At 66.6% G+C, this 22,773-nt stretch carries 20 protein-coding genes; 13 read left to right on the top strand and 7 right to left on the bottom strand.

Translation table 11 applies throughout. From position 1 onward, the window contains the following. Position 1: 1 nt before the first annotated feature. Together L880_RS0129215 and L880_RS0129210 are read right to left on the bottom strand one after the other, a co-directional pair. Positions 2 to 1,207 carry an acetyl-CoA C-acetyltransferase gene (locus tag L880_RS0129215; protein ID WP_027478607.1) on the bottom strand — a complete coding sequence of 402 codons (1,206 nt, stop codon included), beginning with the start codon at positions 1,205 to 1,207 and terminating at the stop codon, positions 2 to 4. Between the two features lie 170 nt (positions 1,208 to 1,377). Next, positions 1,378 to 1,611 (bottom strand): hypothetical protein, encoded by a 234-nt coding sequence (locus L880_RS0129210; RefSeq protein WP_019573512.1) that lies wholly within the window; start codon positions 1,609 to 1,611, stop codon positions 1,378 to 1,380. A gap of 175 nt (positions 1,612 to 1,786) precedes the next feature. Between L880_RS0129210 and L880_RS0129205 the strand changes: the two genes are divergently transcribed. The 4 genes from L880_RS0129205 to L880_RS35320 all read left to right on the top strand — a co-directional run bounded on the left by L880_RS0129205 (position 1,787) and on the right by L880_RS35320 (position 4,042). Then, positions 1,787 to 2,950 (top strand): acyl-CoA dehydrogenase family protein, encoded by a 1,164-nt coding sequence (locus L880_RS0129205; protein ID WP_027478606.1) that lies wholly within the window; start codon positions 1,787 to 1,789, stop codon positions 2,948 to 2,950. 153 nt (positions 2,951 to 3,103) lie between these two features. Next, a complete protein-coding gene (locus L880_RS0129200) occupies positions 3,104 to 3,490 on the top strand; it encodes a type II toxin-antitoxin system RelE/ParE family toxin (RefSeq protein ID WP_425389219.1) in 387 nt (128 codons plus the stop codon). Then, a complete protein-coding gene (locus L880_RS0129195) occupies positions 3,471 to 3,782 on the top strand; it encodes an XRE family transcriptional regulator (RefSeq protein WP_027478604.1) in 312 nt (103 codons plus the stop codon). The genes L880_RS0129200 and L880_RS0129195 overlap by 20 nt, the downstream gene beginning before the upstream one ends. A 134-nt stretch (positions 3,783 to 3,916) precedes the next feature. Further along, positions 3,917 to 4,042 (top strand): DUF3149 domain-containing protein, encoded by a 126-nt coding sequence (locus L880_RS35320; RefSeq protein ID WP_084461736.1) that lies wholly within the window; start codon positions 3,917 to 3,919, stop codon positions 4,040 to 4,042. On the opposite strand, the gene L880_RS0129185 is transcribed toward L880_RS35320, so the two are convergent. Further along, a complete protein-coding gene (locus L880_RS0129185; RefSeq protein WP_027478603.1) occupies positions 4,029 to 4,700 on the bottom strand; it encodes an ABC transporter ATP-binding protein in 672 nt (223 codons plus the stop codon). The two genes, L880_RS35320 and L880_RS0129185, sit on opposite strands and share 14 nt — an antisense overlap. A 201-nt stretch (positions 4,701 to 4,901) precedes the next feature. On the opposite strand from L880_RS0129185, the gene L880_RS0129180 reads away from it, so the two are divergent. The 6 genes from L880_RS0129180 to L880_RS0129155 all read left to right on the top strand — a co-directional run bounded on the left by L880_RS0129180 (position 4,902) and on the right by L880_RS0129155 (position 14,030). Next, positions 4,902 to 6,824 carry a B12-binding domain-containing radical SAM protein gene (locus L880_RS0129180; RefSeq protein ID WP_043331001.1) on the top strand — a complete coding sequence of 641 codons (1,923 nt, stop codon included), beginning with the start codon at positions 4,902 to 4,904 and terminating at the stop codon, positions 6,822 to 6,824. Between the two features lie 161 nt (positions 6,825 to 6,985). Beyond that, a complete protein-coding gene (locus tag L880_RS0129175) occupies positions 6,986 to 7,429 on the top strand; it encodes a nuclear transport factor 2 family protein (protein WP_027478601.1) in 444 nt (147 codons plus the stop codon). Positions 7,430 to 7,507: 78 nt separating this feature from the next. Beyond that, the gene (locus tag L880_RS0129170) at positions 7,508 to 9,958 is read left to right on the top strand and encodes a YgiQ family radical SAM protein (RefSeq protein WP_027478600.1); all 2,451 of its coding nucleotides are present in this window, start codon (positions 7,508 to 7,510) and stop codon (positions 9,956 to 9,958) included. Positions 9,959 to 10,169: 211 nt separating this feature from the next. Further along, entirely contained in the window at positions 10,170 to 11,411 is a 1,242-nt protein-coding gene (locus L880_RS0129165) for an MFS transporter (RefSeq protein ID WP_084461733.1), read from the top strand. Between the two features lie 74 nt (positions 11,412 to 11,485). Next, a complete protein-coding gene (locus L880_RS33920) occupies positions 11,486 to 12,520 on the top strand; it encodes a TraB/GumN family protein (protein WP_169737815.1) in 1,035 nt (344 codons plus the stop codon). A 241-nt stretch (positions 12,521 to 12,761) separates the two neighbouring features. Then, entirely contained in the window at positions 12,762 to 14,030 is a 1,269-nt protein-coding gene (locus L880_RS0129155) for a class I SAM-dependent methyltransferase (protein WP_051443668.1), read from the top strand. A 66-nt stretch (positions 14,031 to 14,096) separates the two neighbouring features. On the opposite strand, the gene L880_RS0129150 is transcribed toward L880_RS0129155, so the two are convergent. The 3 genes from L880_RS0129150 to pobA all read right to left on the bottom strand — a co-directional run bounded on the left by L880_RS0129150 (position 14,097) and on the right by pobA (position 17,429). After that, positions 14,097 to 14,984, bottom strand: coding sequence for a CoA transferase (locus L880_RS0129150; RefSeq protein ID WP_027478597.1), 888 nt, complete (start codon positions 14,982 to 14,984; stop codon positions 14,097 to 14,099). A 25-nt stretch (positions 14,985 to 15,009) separates the two neighbouring features. Further along, a complete protein-coding gene (locus L880_RS0129145; protein WP_245615427.1) occupies positions 15,010 to 16,164 on the bottom strand; it encodes an ABC transporter substrate-binding protein in 1,155 nt (384 codons plus the stop codon). An 80-nt stretch (positions 16,165 to 16,244) separates the two neighbouring features. Beyond that, entirely contained in the window at positions 16,245 to 17,429 is a 1,185-nt protein-coding gene (gene pobA, locus L880_RS0129140; RefSeq protein WP_027478595.1) for a 4-hydroxybenzoate 3-monooxygenase, read from the bottom strand. Between the two features lie 187 nt (positions 17,430 to 17,616). Here pobA and L880_RS0129135 point away from each other — a divergent pair, with 187 nt between their 5' ends. Together L880_RS0129135 and dusA are read left to right on the top strand one after the other, a co-directional pair. Then, positions 17,617 to 18,384, top strand: coding sequence for an IclR family transcriptional regulator domain-containing protein (locus L880_RS0129135; protein WP_027478594.1), 768 nt, complete (start codon positions 17,617 to 17,619; stop codon positions 18,382 to 18,384). Positions 18,385 to 18,763: 379 nt separating this feature from the next. Then, a complete protein-coding gene (gene dusA, locus L880_RS0129130; RefSeq protein ID WP_027478593.1) occupies positions 18,764 to 19,741 on the top strand; it encodes a tRNA dihydrouridine(20/20a) synthase DusA in 978 nt (325 codons plus the stop codon). 93 nt (positions 19,742 to 19,834) lie between these two features. Here the strand turns inward: dusA and L880_RS0129125 are convergent, their stop codons facing one another. Further along, positions 19,835 to 20,470 (bottom strand): GntR family transcriptional regulator, encoded by a 636-nt coding sequence (locus L880_RS0129125; protein WP_027478592.1) that lies wholly within the window; start codon positions 20,468 to 20,470, stop codon positions 19,835 to 19,837. 120 nt (positions 20,471 to 20,590) lie between these two features. Here L880_RS0129125 and scpA point away from each other — a divergent pair, with 120 nt between their 5' ends. Next, a complete protein-coding gene (gene scpA, locus L880_RS0129120; RefSeq protein ID WP_027478591.1) occupies positions 20,591 to 22,768 on the top strand; it encodes a methylmalonyl-CoA mutase in 2,178 nt (725 codons plus the stop codon). Positions 22,769 to 22,773: the final 5 nt, after the last annotated feature.

Below are 22,773 nucleotides of genomic sequence, written 5' to 3'. Positions count from 1 at the left end.
TTCACAGCCGCTCGACGATGGTGGCAATGCCCATGCCGCCGCCCACGCACAGCGTGGCCAGGCCGTAGCGCAGCTGGCGCCGGTGCAGCTCGTCGATCAGGGTGCCCAGGATCATCGCGCCCGTGGCCCCCAGCGGGTGGCCCAGGGCGATGGCGCCGCCATTCACATTGACCTTCTCGTGCGGCACGCCCAGCTCTTTCATGAAGCGCATGGGCACGGCGGCAAAGGCCTCGTTGACCTCGAACAGGTCGATCTGGCCGATGTTCAGCCCGGCGCGGGCCAGGGCCTTGAGGGTGGCCGGCACGGGGCCGGTCAGCATGATGGTGGGGTCGGCGCCACTGAGGGCCGTGGCCACGATGCGGGCGCGCGGTGCCAGGCCATGCTGGCGGGCGGCCTGCTCGGAGCCGATCAGCACCGCCGCGGCCCCGTCGACAATGCCCGAGGCATTGCCGGCGTGGTGCACATGGTGGATGCGTTCGACCTGGGGGTAGCGCTGCAGGGCCACCGCGTCAAAACCCATGGCGCCCAGTTGTTCGAACGAGGGCTTGAGCCCGGCCAGGCCCTCGAGCGTGGTGTGGGGCTTGATGAATTCGTCTTCTTCGAGGATCACCTGGTCCAGAAAGTCGCGCACCGGCACCACCGAGCGCGAAAAGTAGCCGGCAGCCCGTGCCGCGGTGGCGCGCCGCTGCGATTCGAGGGCAAAGGCGTCGACATCGGCGCGGCTGAAGCCGTCCAGCGTGGCGATCAGGTCGGCCCCGATGCCCTGCGGCACGAACAGGGTGGCCGAGTTGGTTTCGGGGTCTTGCGCCCAGGCGCCGCCGTCCGAGCCGATGGGCACCCGGCTCATGCTCTCCACGCCGCCGGCCACCACCAGGTCTTCCCAGCCGGAGCGTACTTTTTGCGCCGCCAGGTTGACCGCCTCCAGGCCCGAGGCGCAGAAGCGGTTCACCTGCACACCGGCACAGCGGAAATCCCAGCCGGCTTTCAGCGCGGCCACCTTGGGCAGCACCGAGCCCTGTTCGCCGATCGGTGACACGATGCCCATCACCACGTCGTCGACCAGGGCGGTGTCAAAGCCGTTGCGCGACTGCAGATCGTTGAGCAGGCCGGCCAGCAGGTTCACCGGCTTGACTTCGTGCAGGCTGCCGTCTTTCTTGCCTTTGCCGCGCGGCGTGCGGATGGCGTCGAACACATAGGCTTCGGTCATGGCTTGTCTCCAGGGGCTGGGCTGCCGGCGGGCACAGGCCTGCGGCAGCCGAATGGGTGATTGGACCCATCAGTATATTTTTTACCAAGCAAGTGCTCTGTAAAAATGGAGACAAAGCAAAAGTCCGTGGCGGGACGGGCGCCGTGGCGGCGCAGTCGCTGTCGTTGGGATCAGGCGAACACGTCGAGCTGGCTGCCCAGCATGCCGGTGGCGCTGCCCACGGTCAGCAGTCCGGCTGCGGCGGCCGTGGGCATGCTGTAGAGCAGCGCCACCGTGGCCGCCCCCTTCACCAGGGCCGGCACGTCCACGCTGTTGGGCACCCCCAAGGCGTGCGCCACCTGGGAGATCGGCTTCTCCAGGACGTTGACGGCAACGTTCAGTGCGATGGCGTTGGTGACGTTCAAGCGGGGCTCCAGGCAGGGTTGTGAAGTGGCTTACCGGGTTTTCGGCAGCGGCGCAGGTAACTGAAGCGTGAACCTTGTAAAGACGGCGCATGGATTCAGCCCTTGCTTCACGGCATAATTTTGCAAAGCATCTGCTTTTCATAAATGGGCGCCACGCCCGACAGGAGACACCACCATGATTGCGCGCACCTTGTTCAGCCCCGACCACGAGACTTTCCGCGACAGCTTTCGGCGCTTTTGCAAACAGGAGATCGAGCCCTATCACGCTGACTGGGAAGAGCAGGGCTATGTGGACCGCGAGGTCTGGCGCAAGGCCGGTGAGAACGGCTTTTTGTGCATGACCCTGCCCGAGGAGTACGGCGGGGCCGGGGCCGACCGCCTGTACTCGGTGGCGCAGATGGAGGAGCTGTCGGGCGGCGGCTTCAGCGGCATCGGCTTTGGCCTGCACAACGAGATCGTTGCCCCTTACATCCTGCATTACGGCACCGAGGCCCAGAAGCTGCACTACCTGCCGCGCATGGCCAGCGGCGAGTTGGTGGGCGCCATCGCCATGAGCGAGCCGGGCGCCGGCAGCGACCTGCAGGGCGTGAAGACCACGGCCTTGCTGCAGCCCGATGGCAGCTACCTGCTCAATGGCAGCAAGACCTTCATCACCAACGGCTGGCATGCCGATCTGGTGATCGTGGTGGCCAAGACCGACCCTGCCGCGGGCGCCAAGGGCACCAGCCTGCTGCTGGTGGAGCGCGGCATGCCGGGCTTCGAGAAGGGCAAGCGCCTGAAAAAGCTAGGCATGAAGGCGCAGGACACCTCCGAACTCTTTTTTGACAACGTGCGCGTGCCGGCCGAGAACGTGCTGGGCGGTGCCGCGCAACTCAACCGCGGCTTCATCTGCCTGATGGAGCAACTGCCCTGGGAGCGCCTGCAGATCGCCATCGGCGCCGTGGCCGCGGGACAGGCGGCCATCGACTGGACCCTGGCCTATGTGAAAGAGCGCAAGGTCTTCGGCCAGCCCGTGGCCAGCTACCAGAACACCCGCTACACCCTGGCCGAGCTGCAGACCGAGATCCAGGTGGCCCGCGTCTTCGTCGACAAGTGCATCGAACTGCTGCAGGCCGGCCAGCTCGACACCGCCACCGCCAGCATGGCCAAGTACTGGTGCTCGGACCTGCAATGCAAGGTGATGGACGAGTGCGTGCAACTGCACGGCGGCTACGGCTACATGTGGGAATACCCCATCACCCGCGCCTACGCCGACGCGCGCGTGCAGCGCATCTATGGCGGCACCAACGAGATCATGAAAGAGGTGATCACCCGGGCAATGGGGATCGGCGGGCGTTGACGGCTTGGGAGCGGGCGTTCTTTCTCAACACCCGATTTTCCGTTTGAAACACTTCGGGGGCCTGGGGATCGCATGCTGCAGTGCTGCGTACCGGGCCCGGAAAGATGCCATGAATCTTCCAGCCTGAGCTTGATGGAATAGTCCTCTGGAGGAATAATTAGCCAACGCTGGGAGGTCGAATACACCGATGAATTCGGACAATGGTGGGATGCGTTGCCAGAGGCCGCTCAGGAGTCCATCGACGCGTCGGTGCGACTGCTGGAGCAATTGGGGCCTCAGTTGGGCTTTCCTCACAGCTCGGGCGTTGAAGGCTCGAGGTTCCCACACCTGAGAGAGCTGCGCGTGCAGCATCAAGGTCGTCCGTTGCGAATCCTGTATGCGTTTGACCCACGGCGCAGTGCCATCTTGTTGCTGGGTGGTGACAAAACGGGTGACGATCGTTGGTACCGTGTGCAGGTTCCTGTGGCTGAGCGCTTGTACCAGGCGCATCTCGAATCATTGTTGAAAGAGGGGCTGATCCATGGCCGGAAAATTCAGTGAGTTGCGCTCCAGGATGTCTCCTCAGGCTCAGGCCCGCGCTGCCGCAAGGGCCGAAGCCCTGTGGGTGGACATGCAACTGCAGGCCGTGAGGCAAGCCCGCCAGATGACCCAGGCGGATGTGGGTGCGGCTCTGGGCATTGAGCAGGCCGCTATTTCCAAGCTCGAACGTCGCAACGACATGCATGTCAGTACCCTGCGTGAGTACATCCGGGCTTTGGGGGGCGAATTGAAGCTGGTGGCCTCGTTTCCCGAGGGCGATATTGCCCTCAACCCGATGCTGTCCGAGCCTTGACCCGAGTGACCCCTTGATTTTCTTGATCTTTGTCAGTGGCCGCTCAAGCCCCTGGCCCACCTTGAGAATTCGCAAGGGCAGGGCGCCTGTGGACGCCGACAGTGGGTGCATCCACTACAAGAAAGGGTGTTCCCATGAAGGCTTTCACTGACCTGATTTCGACCGACTATGGCCTGATGAGCCTGGGCGGCATTGTGTTCATGCTGTGCATGGGCGTTTTTTTTCTGCGCCTGTTCATGAACAAGATCAAGGGGTCTTGAGCGCGTCCAGATCGATGTGGGCGGCCAGCGGCACGCCGCGCGGCGCCACATAGGCGGCCAGGATCCAGGCCCGGTCGGCAGGCGCCTGGGCTTGTTGCCGCAGGTGCTCCAGCAGAAAGTCGATCGAGCCCTTGTCCAGCGCGGCAAACGGGTCGTCCAGCAGCATCAGCTTGGCCCCGCTGGCCAGCACGCCGGCCAGCGCTACCTTGCGGCGGGTGCCGGTGGACAGCATGTACAAGGCCTTGTCGCGGTGCGGCGCCAGGTCCAGGCCCTCGATCATCCGGGCCAGCAAGGCGCTGTCAAAGCGCGGGTGCTGTTGTTGCAGCCGGGCAAAGCAGTCGGCCGGGTAGAGCGGGTCGTGTGCCGGACCGCGCAGATCGCACCAGGCCACCTCCGCTGCCCAGGCCGCGTGGGTAGGGTTCAGGCTTGTCGGCCCGGTGTTCAGGGCCAGCGTCCCAGATTGGGGGCGCAACTCTCCGGCCAGCAGGCGCAGCAAAGTGGTTTTGCCACGGCTTTCGTCGCCGCCCACCCAGGTCACCCCGGGGGGCAGGCTGGCGCTGAAGCCTTGCAGCACAGGCACGGCGGCTTGGCCCTTGTGGGCCGGGTAGTCAAAGCAGAGCTGCTGGATCTGCAGCACGGGCGAGGGTGTGAGGGCCATGGTGGGGCTAGGGCTGAAATGAAAGCACAAGGGCAGGGCCACGACCGGGGTGGGTTGGTGGGGTTGATCGGTTGCGGGATCGGCATACCCAGCGGCTGCGCCTATGATCATCGCATCAACTGGCGGGCGTTTTGCGCGTCCGCCGACCCGTTTCCGGGGTGCTTTCCTCGCCTGTCTGCCTTGCCTCCCTTGTCTTTTCCCATGTCGTCTCCCGCCGCTGTCCGCATCCTGTCCGTCATCCCGCCGATGACGCAGCTCAACACGCCTTACCCCTCCACCGCCTACCTCACCGGCTTTTTGCGCGCCCAGGGGCTGGATGCGCGGCAAGAGGACCTGGCGCTGGCCCTGGTGCTCAAGCTGTTCTCGGCGGCGGGCCTGCGCGAGGTGCGGGCCGTGATCGAGGCCGGCCCCGAGGCGCAGCGCAGCGCCCGGGTGAACCTGTTTCTGGACCAGTTTGACCGCTACCTGGCCACGCTCGAGCCCACCATCGGCTTTCTGCAGGGGCGCGACCTGAGCCTGGCGCACCGCATTGCCGGGCGCCAGTTTTTGCCCGAGGGCCCGCGCTTCGAGTCGCTGGAGGTGTACTTGGCTGAAGAGGGTGAAGACCCTCTGGCCTGGGCCTTTGGCGCCCTGGGCCAGCAAGACCGGGCGCGCCACCTGGCCACGCTGTACCTGAACGACCTGGCCGACGTGCTGCGCGATGCTGTGGACCCGCGCTTCGAGTTTGTGCGCTATGCCGAGTCGCTGGCCGCCGCGCAACCCACCTTCGACCCGCTGGCCGAGGCCCTGGCGGCGCCGCGCAATCTGGTGGACGAGACCTTGTGCGAACTGGCCTTGCAGGCCGTGGCCCGGCACGAACCCACGGTGGTGCTGGTGTCGGTGCCCTTCCCAGGCGCGGTGTACGGGGCCTTCCGGGTGGCGCAGGCCATCAAGGCGCGCCACCCGGGCCTGGTCACGGTGCTGGGCGGCGGCTTCGTGAACACCGAGCTGCGCGAGCTGGCCGAGCCCCGGGTGTTTGATTACTTCGACTACGTGACCCTGGACGCCGGCGAAAGCCCGCTGCTGGCCTTGCTGGAGCACCTGCAGGGCCGGCGTTCGCGGCAGCGCCTGGTGCGCACCTTTGTGCGCGATGCGGACACGGGCCAGGTGCAGTGGCTGCACCTGGAGCAGCCCGAGGTGCCATTCGAGAACGTGGGCACGCCCACCTGGGACGGCCTGCCCATCCACCGCTACCTGTCGCTGCTGGACATGCTCAACCCCATGCACCGGCTGTGGAGCGATGGCCGCTGGAACAAGCTGACCGTGGCCCATGGTTGCTACTGGAAGAAGTGCAGCTTCTGCGACGTCAGCCTGGACTACATCTCGCGCTACGAGACGGCCAGTGCCGCCACCCTGGTCGATCGCATCGAAGCCATCGTGGCCGAGACCGGGCAGACCGGCTTCCACTTCGTCGACGAAGCGGCGCCACCCAAGTCGCTCAAGGCGCTGGCGCAGGAGTTGCAGCGCCGTGGCACGGCGATCTCATGGTGGGGCAACATCCGTTTCGAGAAATCCTTCACCCCTGAGTTGTGCCAGCAACTGGCCGACAGCGGCTGCATCGCCATCTCCGGCGGCCTGGAGGTGGCGTCCGACCGCCTGCTCAAGCTGATGAAGAAGGGCGTGTCGGTGGAGCAGGTGGCCCGCGTGACGCGCAGCCTGACCGATGCGGGCATCCTGGTGCATGCCTACCTGATGTATGGCTTTCCGACCCAGACGGTGCAGGACACGGTGGATGCGCTGGAGTACGTGCGCCAGCTGTTCGAGAACGGCTGCATCCAGTCGGGCTTCTGGCACCGTTTTGTGTGCACCGTGCACTCGCCCGTGGGGCAGAACCCGCAGGACTACGGCATCAGCCTGGTGCCGCTGCCGCCGGGTCAGTTCGCCCGCAACGACATCGCGTTCCGCGACCCGACCGGGGTGGACCACGACGCCCTGGGCGAGGGCCTGCGCAAGGCCATCTACAACTACATGCATGGCATCGGGCTGGAGCAGGATGTGCGCAGCTGGTTTGACTTCCATGTGCCCAAGCCCACGGTCAAACGGCAGACGATTGCCAAGGCCCTGGCCCAGACCCACTGGGACTGAGAGCCTGAATTTGCACCCGCAAGCAGGTTAATTTATCAAATTGAATTTGATTTAATCTGCGACAATGATTTGAAAATCATTTCAGCGGGCTGCCAAGCCCGCCCGAACCTGGGGTGCTTGCTGCCATGTCGAACCTTCAGAATTGCCCGACCGTCTTGTTGATGGGAACACTCACCGAGCAGACCCGTGCCATCGTTCAGCTCTATTTCGAGCAGGTGAAAGCCGGTGAGGCGGGTGAGGCTCTGGCGGCCTTGCTGGCGCCCGAAATGGTTTGGGACATCCCGCACAACTCGCTGGTCATCCCCTGGAGCGGGCCCGCCCGTCGGCGTGAGCAGGTGGCCGACTTCATCACCCAGCACCGCCGCCGCGCCACGCCCCAACGCTTCGCGGTGAAGCAGGTGCTGGCCGAGGGCTGCCATGCGATCGCCACGGGCGAGTTGGAGACCCGGCTCAATGCCAACGACGAGTTGATGCGGGTCGACTTCGCCTTTCACTTCACGGTGCTGGCCGGCCAGATCACCCAGATCAAGGTGTACGAAAGCACCTACCCCGTGCCTGAGCAGGCCACCGTGCCGCGTCGCATGCTGGGGCGCTCGGTCCATTAGCCCTTCTGGGGGTACTGGCAAGACCGTTCACAAGGCTTGCGCCCGTAAAATGAAGGGTTATCCCCAAGAAGCCCCTCCATGAACGCCCCCGTTGACGTTTCCTTTTTCGCGCGCGCCGCCAAACCACTGAACAGCTACCGCAAGTTCTGGGCAGCCCGCTTCGGCACGGCGCCGTTCCTGCCGATGAGCCGCGCGGAAATGGACAAGCTGGGCTGGGACAGCTGCGACATCATCATCGTGACCGGCGATGCCTATGTGGACCACCCGAGCTTCGGCATGTCGGTGATCGGCCGCATGCTGGAGGCCCAGGGCTTTCGCGTGGGCATCATCGCCCAGCCTGACTGGCAGAGCGCCGACCCCTTCCGGGTGCTGGGCAAGCCCAATCTGTTCTTCGGGGTGACGGCGGGCAACATGGATTCGATGATCAACCGCTACACGGCCGATCGCAAAATCCGCTCCGATGACGCCTACACCCCTGGCGATGTGGGCGGTAAGCGCCCTGACCGCGCCGCCATCGTGTACAGCCAGCGCTGCCGCGAGGCCTACAAGGATGTGCCCATCGTGCTGGGCGGCATCGAAGGTTCGCTGCGCCGCATCGCACATTACGACTACTGGAGCGACAAGGTGCGCCGCTCCATCGTGGTCGATGCCAAGTGCGACTTGCTGCTGTACGGCAATGCCGAGCGCGCCATCGTCGAGGTGGCGCACCGCCTGGCCGCCCGCGAGCCGGTCGAGAAGATCACCGATGTGCGTGGCACGGCCTTCATCCGCCGCAGTGGCGACGAGTCGTCCGAGGGCTGGTTCGAGATCGATTCCACCCGCATCGACACCCCCGGCCGCGTGGAGGCCCACGTCAACCCCTACCTGATGATCTCGGACCAGGCGCGCGAGCAAGGCGCCACCTGCGCCCGCGAGGACGAAGCCCAGGCCGTGGCCAGCGAGGCTGAGGCCAAAGCTTTGCCTCAGGCTGGTGCCGCTGCTGCGGCCCAAGCCAATGTGCGTCCGCTGAACTTCGTGCCCAACCCGGCCCTGCAGGGCCGCGTCAAGGTGCCGCCGCGTGAGCGCAGCGTGATCCGCCTGCCCTCGTACGAGCAGGTCAAGAGCGACCCGGTGCTGTACGCCCATGCCAACCGGGTGCTGCACCTGGAGACCAACCCGGGCAATGCCCGGGCCCTGGTGCAGGCCCACGGTGAGGGGGTGACTGCGCGCGACGTGTGGATCAACCCGCCCCCCATCCCCCTGACCACCGCCGAGATGGACCTGGTGTTCGACCTGCCCTACGCGCGCAGCCCGCATCCGGCCTACGCCGACGAAAACGGCAGCCATGATGGCGCGACCAAGATCCCGGCCTGGGAGATGATCCGTTTCAGCGTGAACATCATGCGTGGCTGCTTTGGCGGCTGCACCTTCTGCTCGATCACCGAGCACGAGGGGCGCATCATCCAGAGCCGCTCTGAAGATTCGATCATCCGCGAGGTGGAAGAGATCCGCGACAAGGTCAAGGGCTTCACCGGCGTGATCTCCGACCTGGGTGGCCCCACCGCCAACATGTACCGCATCGGCTGCAAGACGCCCGAGATCGAGGCCGCCTGCCGCAAGCCCAGCTGTGTGTTCCCGGACATCTGCCAGAACCTCAACACCAGCCACGACCCGCTGATCAAGATCTACCGCCGCGCGCGCGCCCTCAAGGGCATCAAGAAGATCCTGATCGGCTCGGGCCTGCGCTATGACCTGGCCGTCAAGAGCCCCGAATACGTGCGCGAGCTGGTGCAGCACCATGTGGGTGGCTACCTCAAGATCGCGCCCGAGCACACCGAGCAAGGCCCGCTGACCAAGATGATGAAGCCGGGCATTGGCAGCTACGACCGTTTCAAGCAGATGTTCGACAAGTTCTCGGAAGAGGTGGGCAAGAAGCAGTTCCTGATCCCCTACTTCATCGCCGCCCACCCGGGCACCAGCGACGAGGACATGATGAACCTGGCGCTGTGGCTCAAGCGCAATGGCTTTCGCGCCGACCAGGTGCAGACCTTCTACCCCAGCCCCATGGCCAGCGCCACGGCCATGTACCACAGCGGCCGCAACCCGCTGCGCAAGATCACGCCCGACAGCGAGTCGGTGGACATCGTGCGCGGCGAGAAGCGCCGCCGGCTGCACAAGGCCTTTCTGCGCTACCACGACCCCAACAACTGGCCGCTGCTGCGCGAGGCGCTCAAGGCCATGGGCCGGGCCGACCTCATTGGTAACGGCAAGCAACACCTGATCCCCACCTTCCAGCCCATGACGGACGGCAGCTACCAGAGCGCCCGTCGCAAGAACTCCACCCAGGCCCCGGCGCGGCCGACCGGCAAGGCTGTGCCTGCCGCCGTGGCGCCCCGCGGTGCCCGCGGCCCTGCGCTGGGCCAGGGCGCCAAGCCGAACGCGCCGGCCGCGCCCGTCAAGGGCCGCATCCTGACCCAGCACACCGGACTGCCTCCGCGCGCAGGCACCGGGGCTGGCAAACCCAAACCTGGGCGCAAAAGTCCACGCTGAGGCCTGCGCTGAGGCCGCACAGGCCTTGTTTCAGAGCGCCGGAATTTGAAACCTGCGCATCGGCGCGCGCCACTACGCTGGCGCCTGCCCGTTGCCGGTAGTTCCGGGGTGGCTGCGAACACGCTTCATGTGCGTGGGGTTCGCCACCGAGCTGGCCGGCCCTCCTGGCCGGGCCCTGCGGGCGCCAGCGAGGTGCGGTTTGACGGCAGATGTGACTTTCGAAAATGGCCTGGGCAAGCGCTCCGGCGGCCTTGGGGCGGCTTGCCTGGTGGTGGCCGCGGGTGTGTCGGCAGCCCTGCATGTGGCCAAGCTGGCGCCGGCCGTCCCCCTGTTGCGTGCCGAATTGGGCTTGTCGCTGGTGCAGGCGGGCTTTCTGCTGTCGGCGGTGCAGGTGGCCTCCATGCTGCTGGGGGCGTTGCTGGGCCTGTTTGCTGAGCAATGGGGCTTGCGCCGTTGCCTGCTGATCGGCCTGGCGCTGCTGGTGGCGGCCAGCACCCTGGGTCCCGCGGTGCCGGAGGCCGGTTTCATGCTGTTTCTGCGGGCCCTGGAGGGCGTCGGCTTTCTGCTGGTCTTCATGCCCTGTGCGGGTTTGATCCGCCAACTGGTCAGCGCCCACGATCTGCCCTTCATGCTGGGCGTGTTCGGCATCTGCATGCCGCTGGCCACGGCGCTGGCCTTGCTGGGCGGGCCGCTGCTGCTGCCGCTGATGGGCTGGCCGCAATGGTGGTGGTTGATGGCGGCGCTGCCGGCTGCGATGGCCGTGGCCACCCTGGTCTGGGTGCCCTCGGATGCGGCCCGGGCGCGCTCCGGGTTGGGGGCCGTGCCAAAGGCCCGCCGACCCGGGCTGATGCAGGGCTTGGGGGTGCTGCGGCTCACCCTGTCCAGCGAGGGCCCCTGGCTGGTGGCGCTGAGCTTTGCCTTCTACGCCTCGCAATGGCAGGCAGTGATGGGGTTTTTGCCCTCGATTTATGCGTCATCCGACCTGGGCGTCGGCTGGACGGCCGTTCTGACGGCCCTGGCCGCGGCAGCGAACATCGTGGGCAACCTGGCCGCCGGGGTTCTGCTGCAGCGGGGGGTGCCGGCGGCCCGGGTGCTGACTTGGGGCTTTGCCAGCATGGCCCTGGGGGCGTGGTTCACCTTTGAGTCGTTCTGGCCTCTGGCGCCCTGGCTTCGTTATGGGGCCTTGCTGGTGTTTTCGATGATGGGCGGCCTGATTCCGGGCAGCCTGTTCTCCCTGGCCGTTCGGCTGGCCCCACGTGAGAACGCCATCTCGACCACCGTGGGCTGGATGACCCAATGCTCGGCCTTGGGGCAATTTGCCGGTCCGCCACTGGTGGGATGGGTGGCTGGGCTGGCCGGCGGCTGGCAATGGACCTGGGCTGTCACGGGCAGTTGCTGTCTGGTCGGGTTGCTGCTGGCGCAGCGCATCGCGCGTCGTCTGGCCTTGTCGTGAGCCTGCGGCAAAGTTGAGGCTCCCGTGCGAGCGGCCCCTCAAGTCGTGGCAACATCCCGGGCATGAACATTTTCATGCCTTCTCTTTCGCCCCTGTCATCGACGGCCGCTGGTTCGGCCTGCCGCCGCTGGGCCCTGGTAGGTCTGTGCCTGCTGAGCGGTACGGCCTGGGCGGCCACCAAGCCGGCCCACTCCCATGCGGCTGCCAAGCCGGCCGAGGCCAAGGCGGCCAAGGCGCCGGTCAGTTGCCCGCCGCTGCCGGCCCCGTTCTCGCCCGAGCTGTTCAGCCAGGCGGCGGAGCACGCGACCGACCGCGGCTTTCTCTGGAAGATCACCAAGGGCGATCACAGCTCCTACCTGTACGGCACCTTCCATGCCGGCAAGGCCGAGTGGATGGCCCCCGGCCCCAAGATCCAGCAGGCGCTGGACAGCACCGACGTGACGGGCATCGAGATCAACCCACTGGACCCGGCCATCCAGCGTGAGATGGCCACCATCACCCAGGGCGTGAAGCGCAACCTGCCTGCCGAACTGCAGGCCCGTCTCAAGACCCGCTGGCTGGCCGACTGCCTGCCCGAGGCCGCCCTGAGCTCGGCTCCGCCCGAGATCCAGGCCCTCAGCCTGACCTTCCTGGCCGGCCGCCGCGACGGCCTGCAGCCCAGCTTTGGCACCGAGATCATGCTGGCCGTGCTGGCGCGCAGCAACGACCGTCCGGTGGTCTCGCTCGAATCCGCCTCCGGCCAGTTGGCGGTGCTGCTGGGCAGCAACGACGCCGAAGCCGCCAATCTGGTCAACCGCACCCTGACCGAGATCGAACGGGGTCAGACCCGCCGCCTGCTGTCGCGCGTGGCCCAGATCTGGGAGCAGGGCGACCTGGACGCGCTGGAGCACTACGCCGACTGGTGCGACTGCCTCAAGACCCCGCTGGACCGCAGCCAGATGAAAAAGCTGATGGACGACCGCAACCCCGCCCTGGCCGACCGCGTGGACGGCCTGCACAGCGACGGCAAGAAGGTGTTTGCCGCCGTGGGTTCGCTGCACATGGTGGGCCCGACCGGCCTGCCCAAGCTGCTGGAGCAGCGTGGTTACCAGGTGGAACGCCTGCGCTGACCCTCTCGCCTCGCCTTGGCAGCGGGGCATTGACGGCCCTGCTCACCCTTGCTCAGGGATTCTCCTGTTGACGAACGGGTGAAAAATCAGGGCAGCCAGGCAGTATTTTGGGGGGCGGCCTAGAATCATCGCCAGGTACCACATGCGCCTGTTGCGAGGCCTGGGGTGGGGCCGCCGCCCGGGGCAGGGCAGCGGGCCGCACCCGGCCGTTGAAGCAGTCGCTTTTGACGGGAGGCCTGGTATGAACAAGTGGCTGCGCCTGATCCATGATCGCCTTGGCGCCTTGTCGACACCCCTGATGCTGCAGTTGCCCTCGGGCGAACGCCTGGGGCCCGCGGATGCCCCCGTGGCCCTGCGGGTGGAAGACCCACGCAGCCTGATGGACCTGGCGCTGGGCCGCATCGGCACGGTGGGTGAGGCGATTGTCGAGGGCCGCATCCGCGTGCAGGGCAGCATGCGCGAGGTGATGCGCGTGGCGGCCGATCTGCTGCGCGACAACCCGGCCGATGCGGCGCCGGGCGGCTTGCCACGGCGCCTGATGCAGCGCTGGCACTCGGCCGCAGCCCACACGCTGAGCCGGGATCGGGCTCAGATCCAGTTCCACTACGACCTGTCGGATGCGTTTTTTGCGCTTTGGCTCGACCCGCGGCGCGTCTACTCCTGCGCCTACTACCGCAGCCCTGATCTGAGTCTGGCCCAGGCGCAGGAGGCCAAGCTGGAGCTGATCTGCCGCAAACTGCAGCTGCGCCCTGGCGAGCGTTTTCTGGACATCGGCTGTGGCTGGGGGGCTTTGCTGCTGTGGGCGGCCCAGCAACATGGTGTGCAGGCCACAGGGATCACGCTGTCACGTCACCAGCATGCCCATGTGCAGGCCCGCATCGAGGCCCTGGGGCTGGGCTCGCGCGTGCGGGTGCTGCTGTGTGATTACCGCGAACTCCCGGCGGAAGAGGTTTTTGACAAGGTGGCCTCGGTGGGCATGTTCGAGCATGTGGGCCGGGCCCGGTTGCGCGACTATTTTGCCCAGGTGGCGCGGCGGGTGCGCCCGGGCGGCTTGGTGCTGAACCACGGCATCACGGCCGGGGGCACGGACAACCTGCAGCTGGGCGCCGGCATGGGCGAGTTCATCGAGAAGTACATCTTCCCGGGGGGGGAGTTGGAACACATCAGCACGGTGTTGCGCGATGCGGCCCGCGGCGGCCTGGAGATGGTGGACACCGAGAACCTGCGCCCCCATTACGCCAAAACCCTGTGGGCCTGGTCCGATGGCCTGGAGTCGCAGCTGAGCGAAGCGCGCGAGGTGCTGGGCCGCACGCTCGGCCCAGAGCAGGTGGAGCGCACGCTGCGTGCCTACCGGCTGTACCTGGCAGGTTCGGCGCTGGCTTTTGAGCAGGGCTGGATCGCCCTGCACCAGGTGCTGGCCATCCGGCCTCAGCCCGGTTTTGCAGCTGAGGCCCTGACTGGGGCCAGCTCGGTCTACCCCTTCAACCGCGCCTATATGTACGAGGCTTGAGAGCGCCGCTTCGCTCGGTTGGTTGAGAGCGCCTCTGCGCTCGGTCGGTTGAGCGTGCCGCTGCGCTCAGTCGGCCAGCGTGTACAGCGGCACGTCGTGTTCGATGGCCAGTTGATCGAGCTGGGACCGGGTCTGGCTGCCGATGAAGGCGGCCACGGCGCGGTGCACCTCGGGGGCGAACATGGCCTTCAGGTCGGCGGCCTCGATGCCGGCGGCGCGGCACAGCGACTGCGCAAAATGCGGCTCCAGCGCCGCCACCGCCACGCGGCCGTCGGCACAGCGGTAGACGCGGTAGCCGGCGTGGGCGCCACCCACGGCGCCCTCGGGGCGGGTCAGGCCCCAGTGGCGGGGCAGGGCCAGCCAGGCGGCGGCCTGGCTCAGGGCCACTTCACGGCGGCTGCCGGTGCCGCTTTGCACCCGCTGCAGCAGGCATTGCAGCACGGCCTCGCTGGCCTGCAGCGCGCCGGCCATGTCGGCAAACAGGGTGGGCGGCAGCTCCAGGCTGGGCACCAGGCCGGCCTCGGCCAGGTAGGTCAGGTCGTGGCCGGGCTCTTCGGCGCGTTCCCCGGGCGCCCCCACGATCTCGACCAGCGACAGGCGCGGGTAGCGGGCCTGCAGCTCGGGCCAGGCCAGGCCCAGCTTGCGCAGGGCCGAGGGCCGGAAGGAGGTGATCAGCACATCGGTGCTGGCCAGCTCGGCGTGCAGGGTGGCCTGGCCTTCGGGGGTCTTGAGGTCGGCATGCACGGTGCGCAGGCCCTGGTGCATGGTCTGGTAGGCCTCGGGGTTGTAGGCGCCCATGGGGTCTGCCGGCACGCCGTGGCGCGGAGGCGGCTCCAGCTTGGTGCAGGTGGCCCCCATGTCGCGGCAGCGCATCAGCGCGGCGGGGCCGGGCAGGTTCAAGGCCAGGCTGAGGATGCGCGTGCCCTGCAAGGTGGGGGTGTTCGGGTTGCTCATGGGTCCATGTCTCCTGAAACAGCCATCAATACCGCAGCTTGCCGGTGGCGTCGACCACGCTCATCTCGACCCACTGGCTGCCGGTGTTGCCTTTGCTGAAGTTGAGCCTGAAGCCACCAAAATCCAGCTCACCGGCGGCATGCAGGGCGTCGGCCAGCGCCTCGGGGCCGCTGCCCTTGGCGCGCCGCAGGGCCTCGACCAGCACCCGGGCGCTCAGATAGCCCTCCAGCTGAAACGCCGTGTAGGGCTTGGCCTCGGGCGCAAAGCGGGCCATGGTGGCCTGGAACTCGGCCTGCAAAGGCAGGCCGCGGCCGTTGGGGTTGGGAAAGGTCTGGGCAATGCCCACGCCGCGGGCCGCGGCCTCGCCCGCCGCCTTGACCAGCAAGGGGGCCGACAGGTACGACAAGGCCATGATGGATCGGCCGTACCCGGCCTCACGCAGGTGCTTGACGGCATCGGCCATGAAGCGGGGCGAGCCGATCACGATGACCGACTGCGGGGCCGCGGCCTGGGTGGCCTTGGCGGCCGCGGCCAGGCTGTCGTCATTGTGCTGGGCCTGGCTGCCTTCGATGGTCTTGTAGCCGAAGCCGGGAGCCAGCTCCTTGAGGGCGGCCAGGCCTTGCACGCCAATGGGCAGGTCCTGGTGCAGCACATGCACCGTGCTCACGCCCAGGGTGCGGCCGTGCTCCAGCATGCGGGCGTACTGGTCGCGGTCGCTGGCGCGCACATGGAACAGCCGGGCATGGCCGGGTTTGCGCAGCACATCGGCGCCGGGCACGGCATTGACCACGATGAGGTTGGCGCTGTCGAGCAGGTTCTCGCGCACCACGGCGCTCATGGCGGCCGAGCCCACCGGCGACAGCAAGGCCACGGGCTTGCGCTCCAGCGCCTGGGGCAGGGCGGCCTTGAAGCCATCCGCCGTGAAGCGGTCGTCCAGGGTGAACAGCGTGATCTTGCGGCCGTTGATGCCCCCGCTGCGGTTGACCTGCTCGAAGTAGGCCTTGGCCCCCGTGTTGATGTCGGGCGCATCGGGCGAGGGCAGGCCGGTGAAGGGGCCGATCTGGGCCACCACGATCTCGTCGGCAGCCTGGGCGGTGTTGAACAGGCTGCACGCCAGCCAGGCTGCCACAGGCAGCCAGCGGCGCGCAACCCGGCCTGCGGTGGGCAGGTCAAGGCGCATGTTGTTGTCTCCGAATTGCTATCGGAGTGAACTATACCGGCTGGTTGTCAAATTGAATCGCCGGTCACTTTGCGCGGTGCTCAGTTCGAATGCACCATGGGCAGGCCCACGTAGTTCTCAGCCAGCGAGGTCGAGGCGGCCTCGGAGTGGATCAGGTAGTCGAGCTCGGCTTCCTGGATCTTCTGGCCGAACTCGCCGGTTTCGGGGAAGCGGTGCATCAGCGAGGTGAACCACCACGAGAAGCGCTCGGCCTTCCAGATGCGGCTCAGGCAGCGGGCCGAGTAGTGGTCGATGCCGGCGGCGCTGTGCTCGCGGTAGTGCTCGATCAACGCACCCGACAGGTAGCCCACGTCGGAGGCGGCCAGGTTCAGGCCCTTGGCGCCGGTGGGCGGCACGATGTGGGCCGCGTCGCCCGCCAGGAACAGGCGGCCAAAGCGCATCGGCTCGGCCACAAAGCTGCGCAGCGGGGCAATGCTCATCTCCAGCGAGGGGCCGGTCACCAGGCGTTCGCGCGCGGCCGGGTCCAGGCGGCGGGCCAGTTCTTCCCAGAACAGGGCGTCGGTCCAGTTCTCCACCTTGTCTTCGGAGGGCACCTGCAGGTAGTAGCGGCTGCGGGTGTGGCTGCGCATGCTGCACAGGGCAAAGCCGCGCGAGGTGTTGGCGTAGATCAGCTCTTCAGACACCGGCGGCACATCGGCCAGCACGCCCAGCCAGCCAAAGGGGTAGACCTTCTCGTACTCGTGGATGGAGCCGGCCGGCACGCTGGCGCGCGACACGCCGTGGTAGCCGTCGCAGCCGGCAATGAAATCGCACTCGATCTCGTGCGTCACGCCGTCCTTCACATAGCGCACGCGCGGCTGGGTGCCATCAAAGTCGTGCAGGCTGACCTGGCTGGCCTCGTACACGGTGCTCAGGCCGGCGGCGGCGCGGGCGTCCATCAGGTCGCGGGTGACCTCGGTCTGGCCATACACCATCACCTGCTTGCCGCCGGTGAGCTTGTGCATGTCGATGCGGTGGCGCTCGCCCTTGAACAGCAACTCGATGCCATGGTGGGGCAGGCCCTCGGCATGGGCCCGCTGGGCCACGCCGGCCTGCTCCAGCAGGTCCATGGTGATCTGCTCCAGCACGCCGGCACGGATGCGGCTGAGCACGTAGTCGCCGCTCTGACGCTCGACGACGATGTTGTCAATGCCGGCCTTGTGCAGCAGTTGGCCGAGCAGAAGGCCGGAGGGGCCGGCGCCGATGATGGCGACTTGGGTGCGCATGGATGTCTCCTTGGGGGCTGTTTGATGGGTGATGGGTTGCCCGCAAGCGTAAAAGTCTGTGCGCCCCAGCGATAGCCAGTGCAGGGTGGCTTTGTGCGATCATTGGGCGGTTTGTGCGATCATCGCGCAACATTGATCTGTATCAACCTGGGCGCTCCCGCCCGCCCTTCATCCAACGACCCCTTTCATGATCGCCAAAGCCGACTTCATCGAGGGCATGGCCAAGGGCATGGCCGTGCTGGAAAGCTTCGACACCGAACGCCAGCGCCTCAACGCCACACTGGCCGCCCAGCGCGCCGGCATCACCCGGGCCGCAGCGCGCCGCCACCTGCTGACCCTTGAGCACCTGGGCTACCTCGAAAGCGACGGCAGCTACTTCTGGCTGGCGCCCAAGGTGCTGCGCTTTTCGGGCAGCTACCTGGCCTCGGCCCGGCTGCCGCGCGTGATGCAGCCCACGCTGAACCGCCTGGCCGCCCAGACCCAGCAGTCGTTCTCGGCCGTGGTGCTGGAGGGCGACGAGGTGGTCATCGTGGCGCGCAGCGGGGTGTATGGCTCACCGGCCCGCCTGCTGGCCTACGGCCTGCACCTGGGCGCCCGCCTGCCGGCCCACGCCACCTCCACCGGCCGGGTGCTGCTGGCCGCGCTGGCTCCGGCCGAGCTGAGTGCCTGGCTCAAAGACCGCACCCTGGCCCGCCTGACGCCCCAGACTACGGTGCAGCCCACCGCCCTGCGCCGCCTGCTGCGCCAGGTGCGCGAAGACGATTTCTGCATCGCCGCCGAAGAACACGAACTCGGCGTGCTGGCCCTGGCCGTGCCCCTGCGCAACATGCAGGGGCGCACGGTGGCAGCGCTGAACGTGGTGGCCTCGCCCCAGGCCCATCCGCCCGAGATGCTCAAGCAGACCTTGCTGCCGCTGCTGCAGGAGGCGGCTCGGGAGGTGAGGGCGCTGTTGTGATGAGAAGCGTCTGAAATCCTAGGGTGCTCCATGGTTCAGCGTCCCCCCTCTGGCCACCAGACCGTTCGAGGCGGCGGGCGTCACGGTCATCAACCCTTGGGTGCAGGTATGAACCTGCTGACGCTGCAGGTGCCGCGTCGAGGCCTGTGCTCAGGCCTGGCTCCACGCCCTGAGAGTCTGGCGCAGCGCGTTGATCCCTCGCTCTGGAACCCTGTTTCTCATGCGTGAGAAAATCGCCCACCTTGTCAGTGCTGCACGCCGTTTTGATAGCACCCCCTGTAGCACTGGCAGCTCAAATTGACCCCCAGACAGGTAATCCGACGTGAATCAGACAGGCACTCCAGGTGACGTTTTCAGAGGAGAAGTGGCTCCGTACAGCATGCACCGGCTGAGTGTCGCGCCGATGATGGATTGGACCGACCGCCATTGCCGCTACCTGCACCGCCTGATCACCCGCCACACCTTGCTCTACACCGAGATGGTGACCACGGGCGCCTTGATCCATGGCGATGTGGCGCGGCATCTGCGTTACCACGCTGAAGAACACCCGGTGGCCTTGCAGCTGGGGGGCAGTGAGCCGGCGGATCTGGCGCACTGTGCGCGTTTGGCCGAGCAGTGGGGGTATGACGAGGTCAACCTGAACTGTGGTTGCCCCAGTGAGCGGGTGCAGCGCGGGGCTTTTGGGGCCTGTCTGATGGCTGAGGCCTCGCTGGTGGCCGATGGGGTGAAGGCCATGTTGGATGCGGTGAGCCATGTGCCGGTCACGGTCAAGCACCGCATCGGCATTGACCGCATCGAGAGCTATGAGTTTGTGCGTGACTTTGTGGGCACGGTGAGCGAGGCGGGGTGCAAGGTGTTCATCGTGCATGCGCGCAACGCCTGGTTGAAGGGGCTGAGCCCCAAAGAGAACCGCGAGATTCCGCCGCTGCGCTATGAGATGGTCTACCGGCTGAAGCAGGAGTTTCCGGGCCTGACGATTGCGGTCAATGGCGGCATCACGCTCAATGAGCAGGTGCAGGCCCACCTGGAGCAGGTGGATGGCGTGATGGTGGGGCGTGAGGCTTACCACAACCCCTGGGTGATGGCCGATTGGGACTACCGCTTCTGGGGCGCCGAGCCCAGCGGGCTGACGCGTGAGGATGTGGAGCGCCTGATGTGCGACCACATGGCGCGCGAGCAGGCCGAGCACGGCACGCCCTGGCACACCATGGCCCGGCACATGCTGGGCCTGCGCAATGGCCTGCCGGGGGCGCGGCGCTGGCGCCAGGTCTGGAGCGACCACCGTCTGCGCGCCCACACGCCCCATGAGGTGATGGCGCTGGCCCACGCGGGCGCCGAGGCGGCCAGCCCGGTCTGATCCGGGTCTTGTCAAAACAAAGGATCGACCCCGTCTAGAGGGGGGGAATGGCCCGGCCCTGGCGCAAGGGGCGGGCGGCCGCATCAGGCCACGTCAGGCCGCGGCTTCGAGCCCGTTGCTGAAGTGGGCGCGCATGCGCTGGGCGGCGGCGTGGCCGTCGCGTGCCACGATGGCTTCGGTGATGTCGCGGTGCTCTTGCAGCGACTCGGCGATGCGGCCGCGCTTGAGCAGCGAGTTGTGGCGGTTCAGCTTCATGACCTTGCGCAGGTCGGTCACCATCTGCAGGCGCCAGCGGTTGTCTGCGATCTCCAGGATGCGCAGGTGGATGCGCTCATTGAGCTGGAAGAAGCGCTCCCGGTCGTCCACGGCTTTTTCAAGCTCGTCGTGCAGGGCCTGGATCTCTTGCAACTGGGCGGGTGTGGCGTGGTCGGCCACCTCGCCGGCGGCATCGCTTTCGAGCAGGCTCAGCAGGTGGTAGACGTCACGCAGGTCTTTTTCATTCACCTCGGTCACATAGGCGCCACGGCGCACCTTCATCGTGACCAGGCCTTCGGCGGCCAGCACCTTGATGGCTTCGCGCAGCGGGGTGCGGCTGATGCCGAATTCTTGCGCGATCTTCAGCTCGTCGATCCAGCTGCCGGGTTCGAGCTCGCGCTGGAAGATGCGCTGGCGAAGGAGCTCGGCCACTTCTTCGTACAGGGCTTTGGGCGTGAGGGTGAGGGCGGACATGGCGCAGATTGTAAGGCGCGTGGAATATTTTGAATCAATAATTATGAATGATGTAAACTGCTGGATTCAGCAGGGATACCCTGAGCCAACACCCCAAGCCCCTTCGGAGAAGCTTTCGTCATGAGTGATTCCCAGTCTGCCAAGCCGTCCCACCCTGAATTTGCCGCCAGCTCGCTGGAAGCCTGGGCCAAGGCCGCCGCCAAGTCGGCCCCCGGGGGTGACGTGAATGCCTTGAACTGGGTGACGCCCGACGGCATCAGTGTGAAGCCCTTGTACACCGCGGCTGACACGGCCAACCTGCCGTACGCCAACACCTTGCCAGGCTTTGAGCCTTTCCTGCGCGGCCCGCAGGCCACCATGTACGCGGTGCGCCCCTGGACGATCCGCCAGTACGCCGGTTTCTCGACCGCCGAAGAGTCGAACGCCTTCTACCGCAAGGCCTTGGCCGCCGGCGGCCAAGGCGTGTCGGTGGCCTTTGACCTGGCCACCCACCGCGGCTACGACAGCGATCACCCCCGTGTCACGGGCGACGTGGGCAAGGCCGGCGTGGCCATCGACTCGGTCGAGGACATGAAGATCCTGTTCGACCAGATCCCGCTCGACAAGGTGTCGGTCTCCATGACCATGAACGGCGCGGTGCTGCCGGTGCTGGCCGGCTATGTGGTGGCTGCCGAAGAGCAGGGCGTGAGCCAGGACAAGCTGTCCGGAACCATTCAGAACGACATTCTGAAAGAGTTCATGGTGCGCAACACCTACATCTACCCGCCGCAGCCGTCGATGAAGATCATCGGCGACATCATCGAGTACACGGCCAAGAACATGCCGAAGTTCAACTCGATCAGCATCTCGGGCTACCACATGCAAGAGGCCGGTGCCAACCAAGCGCTCGAGCTGGCCTTCACGCTGGCCGACGGCAAGGAGTACGTGAAGACCGCCATCGCCAAGGGCATGGATGTGGACGAGTTTGCCGGCCGCCTGAGCTTCTTCTGGGCCATCGGCATGAACTTCTACCTCGAAGTCGCCAAGATGCGCGCGGCCCGCCTGCTGTGGTGCCGCATCATGAAGGGCTTTGACGCCAAGAACCCCAAGAGCCTGATGTTGCGCACCCACTGCCAGACCTCGGGCTGGTCGCTGACCGAGCAAGACCCCTACAACAACGTGGTGCGCACCACCATCGAGGCCATGGCCGCGGTGTTTGGCGGCACGCAAAGCCTGCACACCAACAGCTTTGACGAGGCGATTGCACTGCCCACCGAGTTCAGTGCACGCATTGCGCGCAACACCCAGCTGATCATCCAGGAAGAAACCCACATCACCAACGTGATCGACCCCTGGGCCGGCAGCTACATGATGGAAAAGCTGACCCAGGACATGGCCGATGCCGCCTGGAAGATCATCGAAGAGGTCGAGGCCATGGGCGGTATGACCAAGGCCGTGGACAGCGGCTGGGCCAAGCTCAAGATCGAGGCGGCCGCCGCCGAAAAGCAGGCCCGCATCGATTCGGGCAAAGATGTGATCGTGGGCGTCAACAAGTACAAGCTCAAGACCGAAGACGCGATCGACATCCTGGAGGTGGACAACGTCAAGGTGCGTGACGGCCAGATCGAGCGCCTCAAGCAGATCCGCGCCACCCGCGACAGTGCGGCCGTGCAGGCTGCGCTGGACGCCCTGACGGCCGCGGCCGAAAGCGGCAACGGCAACCTGCTGGAGCTGGCCATCCAGGCCATCCGCCTGCGCGCCACGGTGGGTGAGGTGTCGGATGCGCTCGAGAAGATCTACGGCCGCCACCGTGCCGACACGCAGAAGGTGACCGGCGTCTACGCCGCCGCCTACGACTCGGCCGAAGGCTGGGACAAGCTCAAGAGCGAGATTGCCGCCTTTGCCGACGAGCAGGGTCGCCGCCCGCGCGTGATGATCGCCAAGCTGGGCCAGGACGGCCACGACCGTGGCGCCAAGGTGGTGGCCACGGCCTTTGCCGACCTGGGCTTTGACGTGGACATGGGCCCGCTGTTCCAGACCCCCGAAGAGTGCGCCCGCCAGGCCATCGAAAACGACGTGCACGCCGTGGGCGTGTCCACCCTGGCCGCCGGCCACAAGACGCTGGTGCCGGCCATCATCCAGTCGCTCAAGGACCAGGGCGCCGACGACATCATCGTGTTCGTGGGCGGCGTGATCCCCAAGCAGGATTACGACTTCTTGTACGAGGCCGGTGTCAAGGGCGTGTATGGCCCGGGCACCCCCATCCCGGCCAGCGCCAAGGACGTGCTGGAACAGATCCGCAAGGCACAGCAGGGCTGAAGCGC

This window comes from Curvibacter gracilis ATCC BAA-807 (assembly GCF_000518645.1).
Taxonomy (GTDB): domain Bacteria; phylum Pseudomonadota; class Gammaproteobacteria; order Burkholderiales; family Burkholderiaceae_C; genus Curvibacter; species Curvibacter gracilis.
Note: the sequence above shows the minus strand (reverse complement) of the source record. Positions and strands in the feature narration are given on the sequence as shown.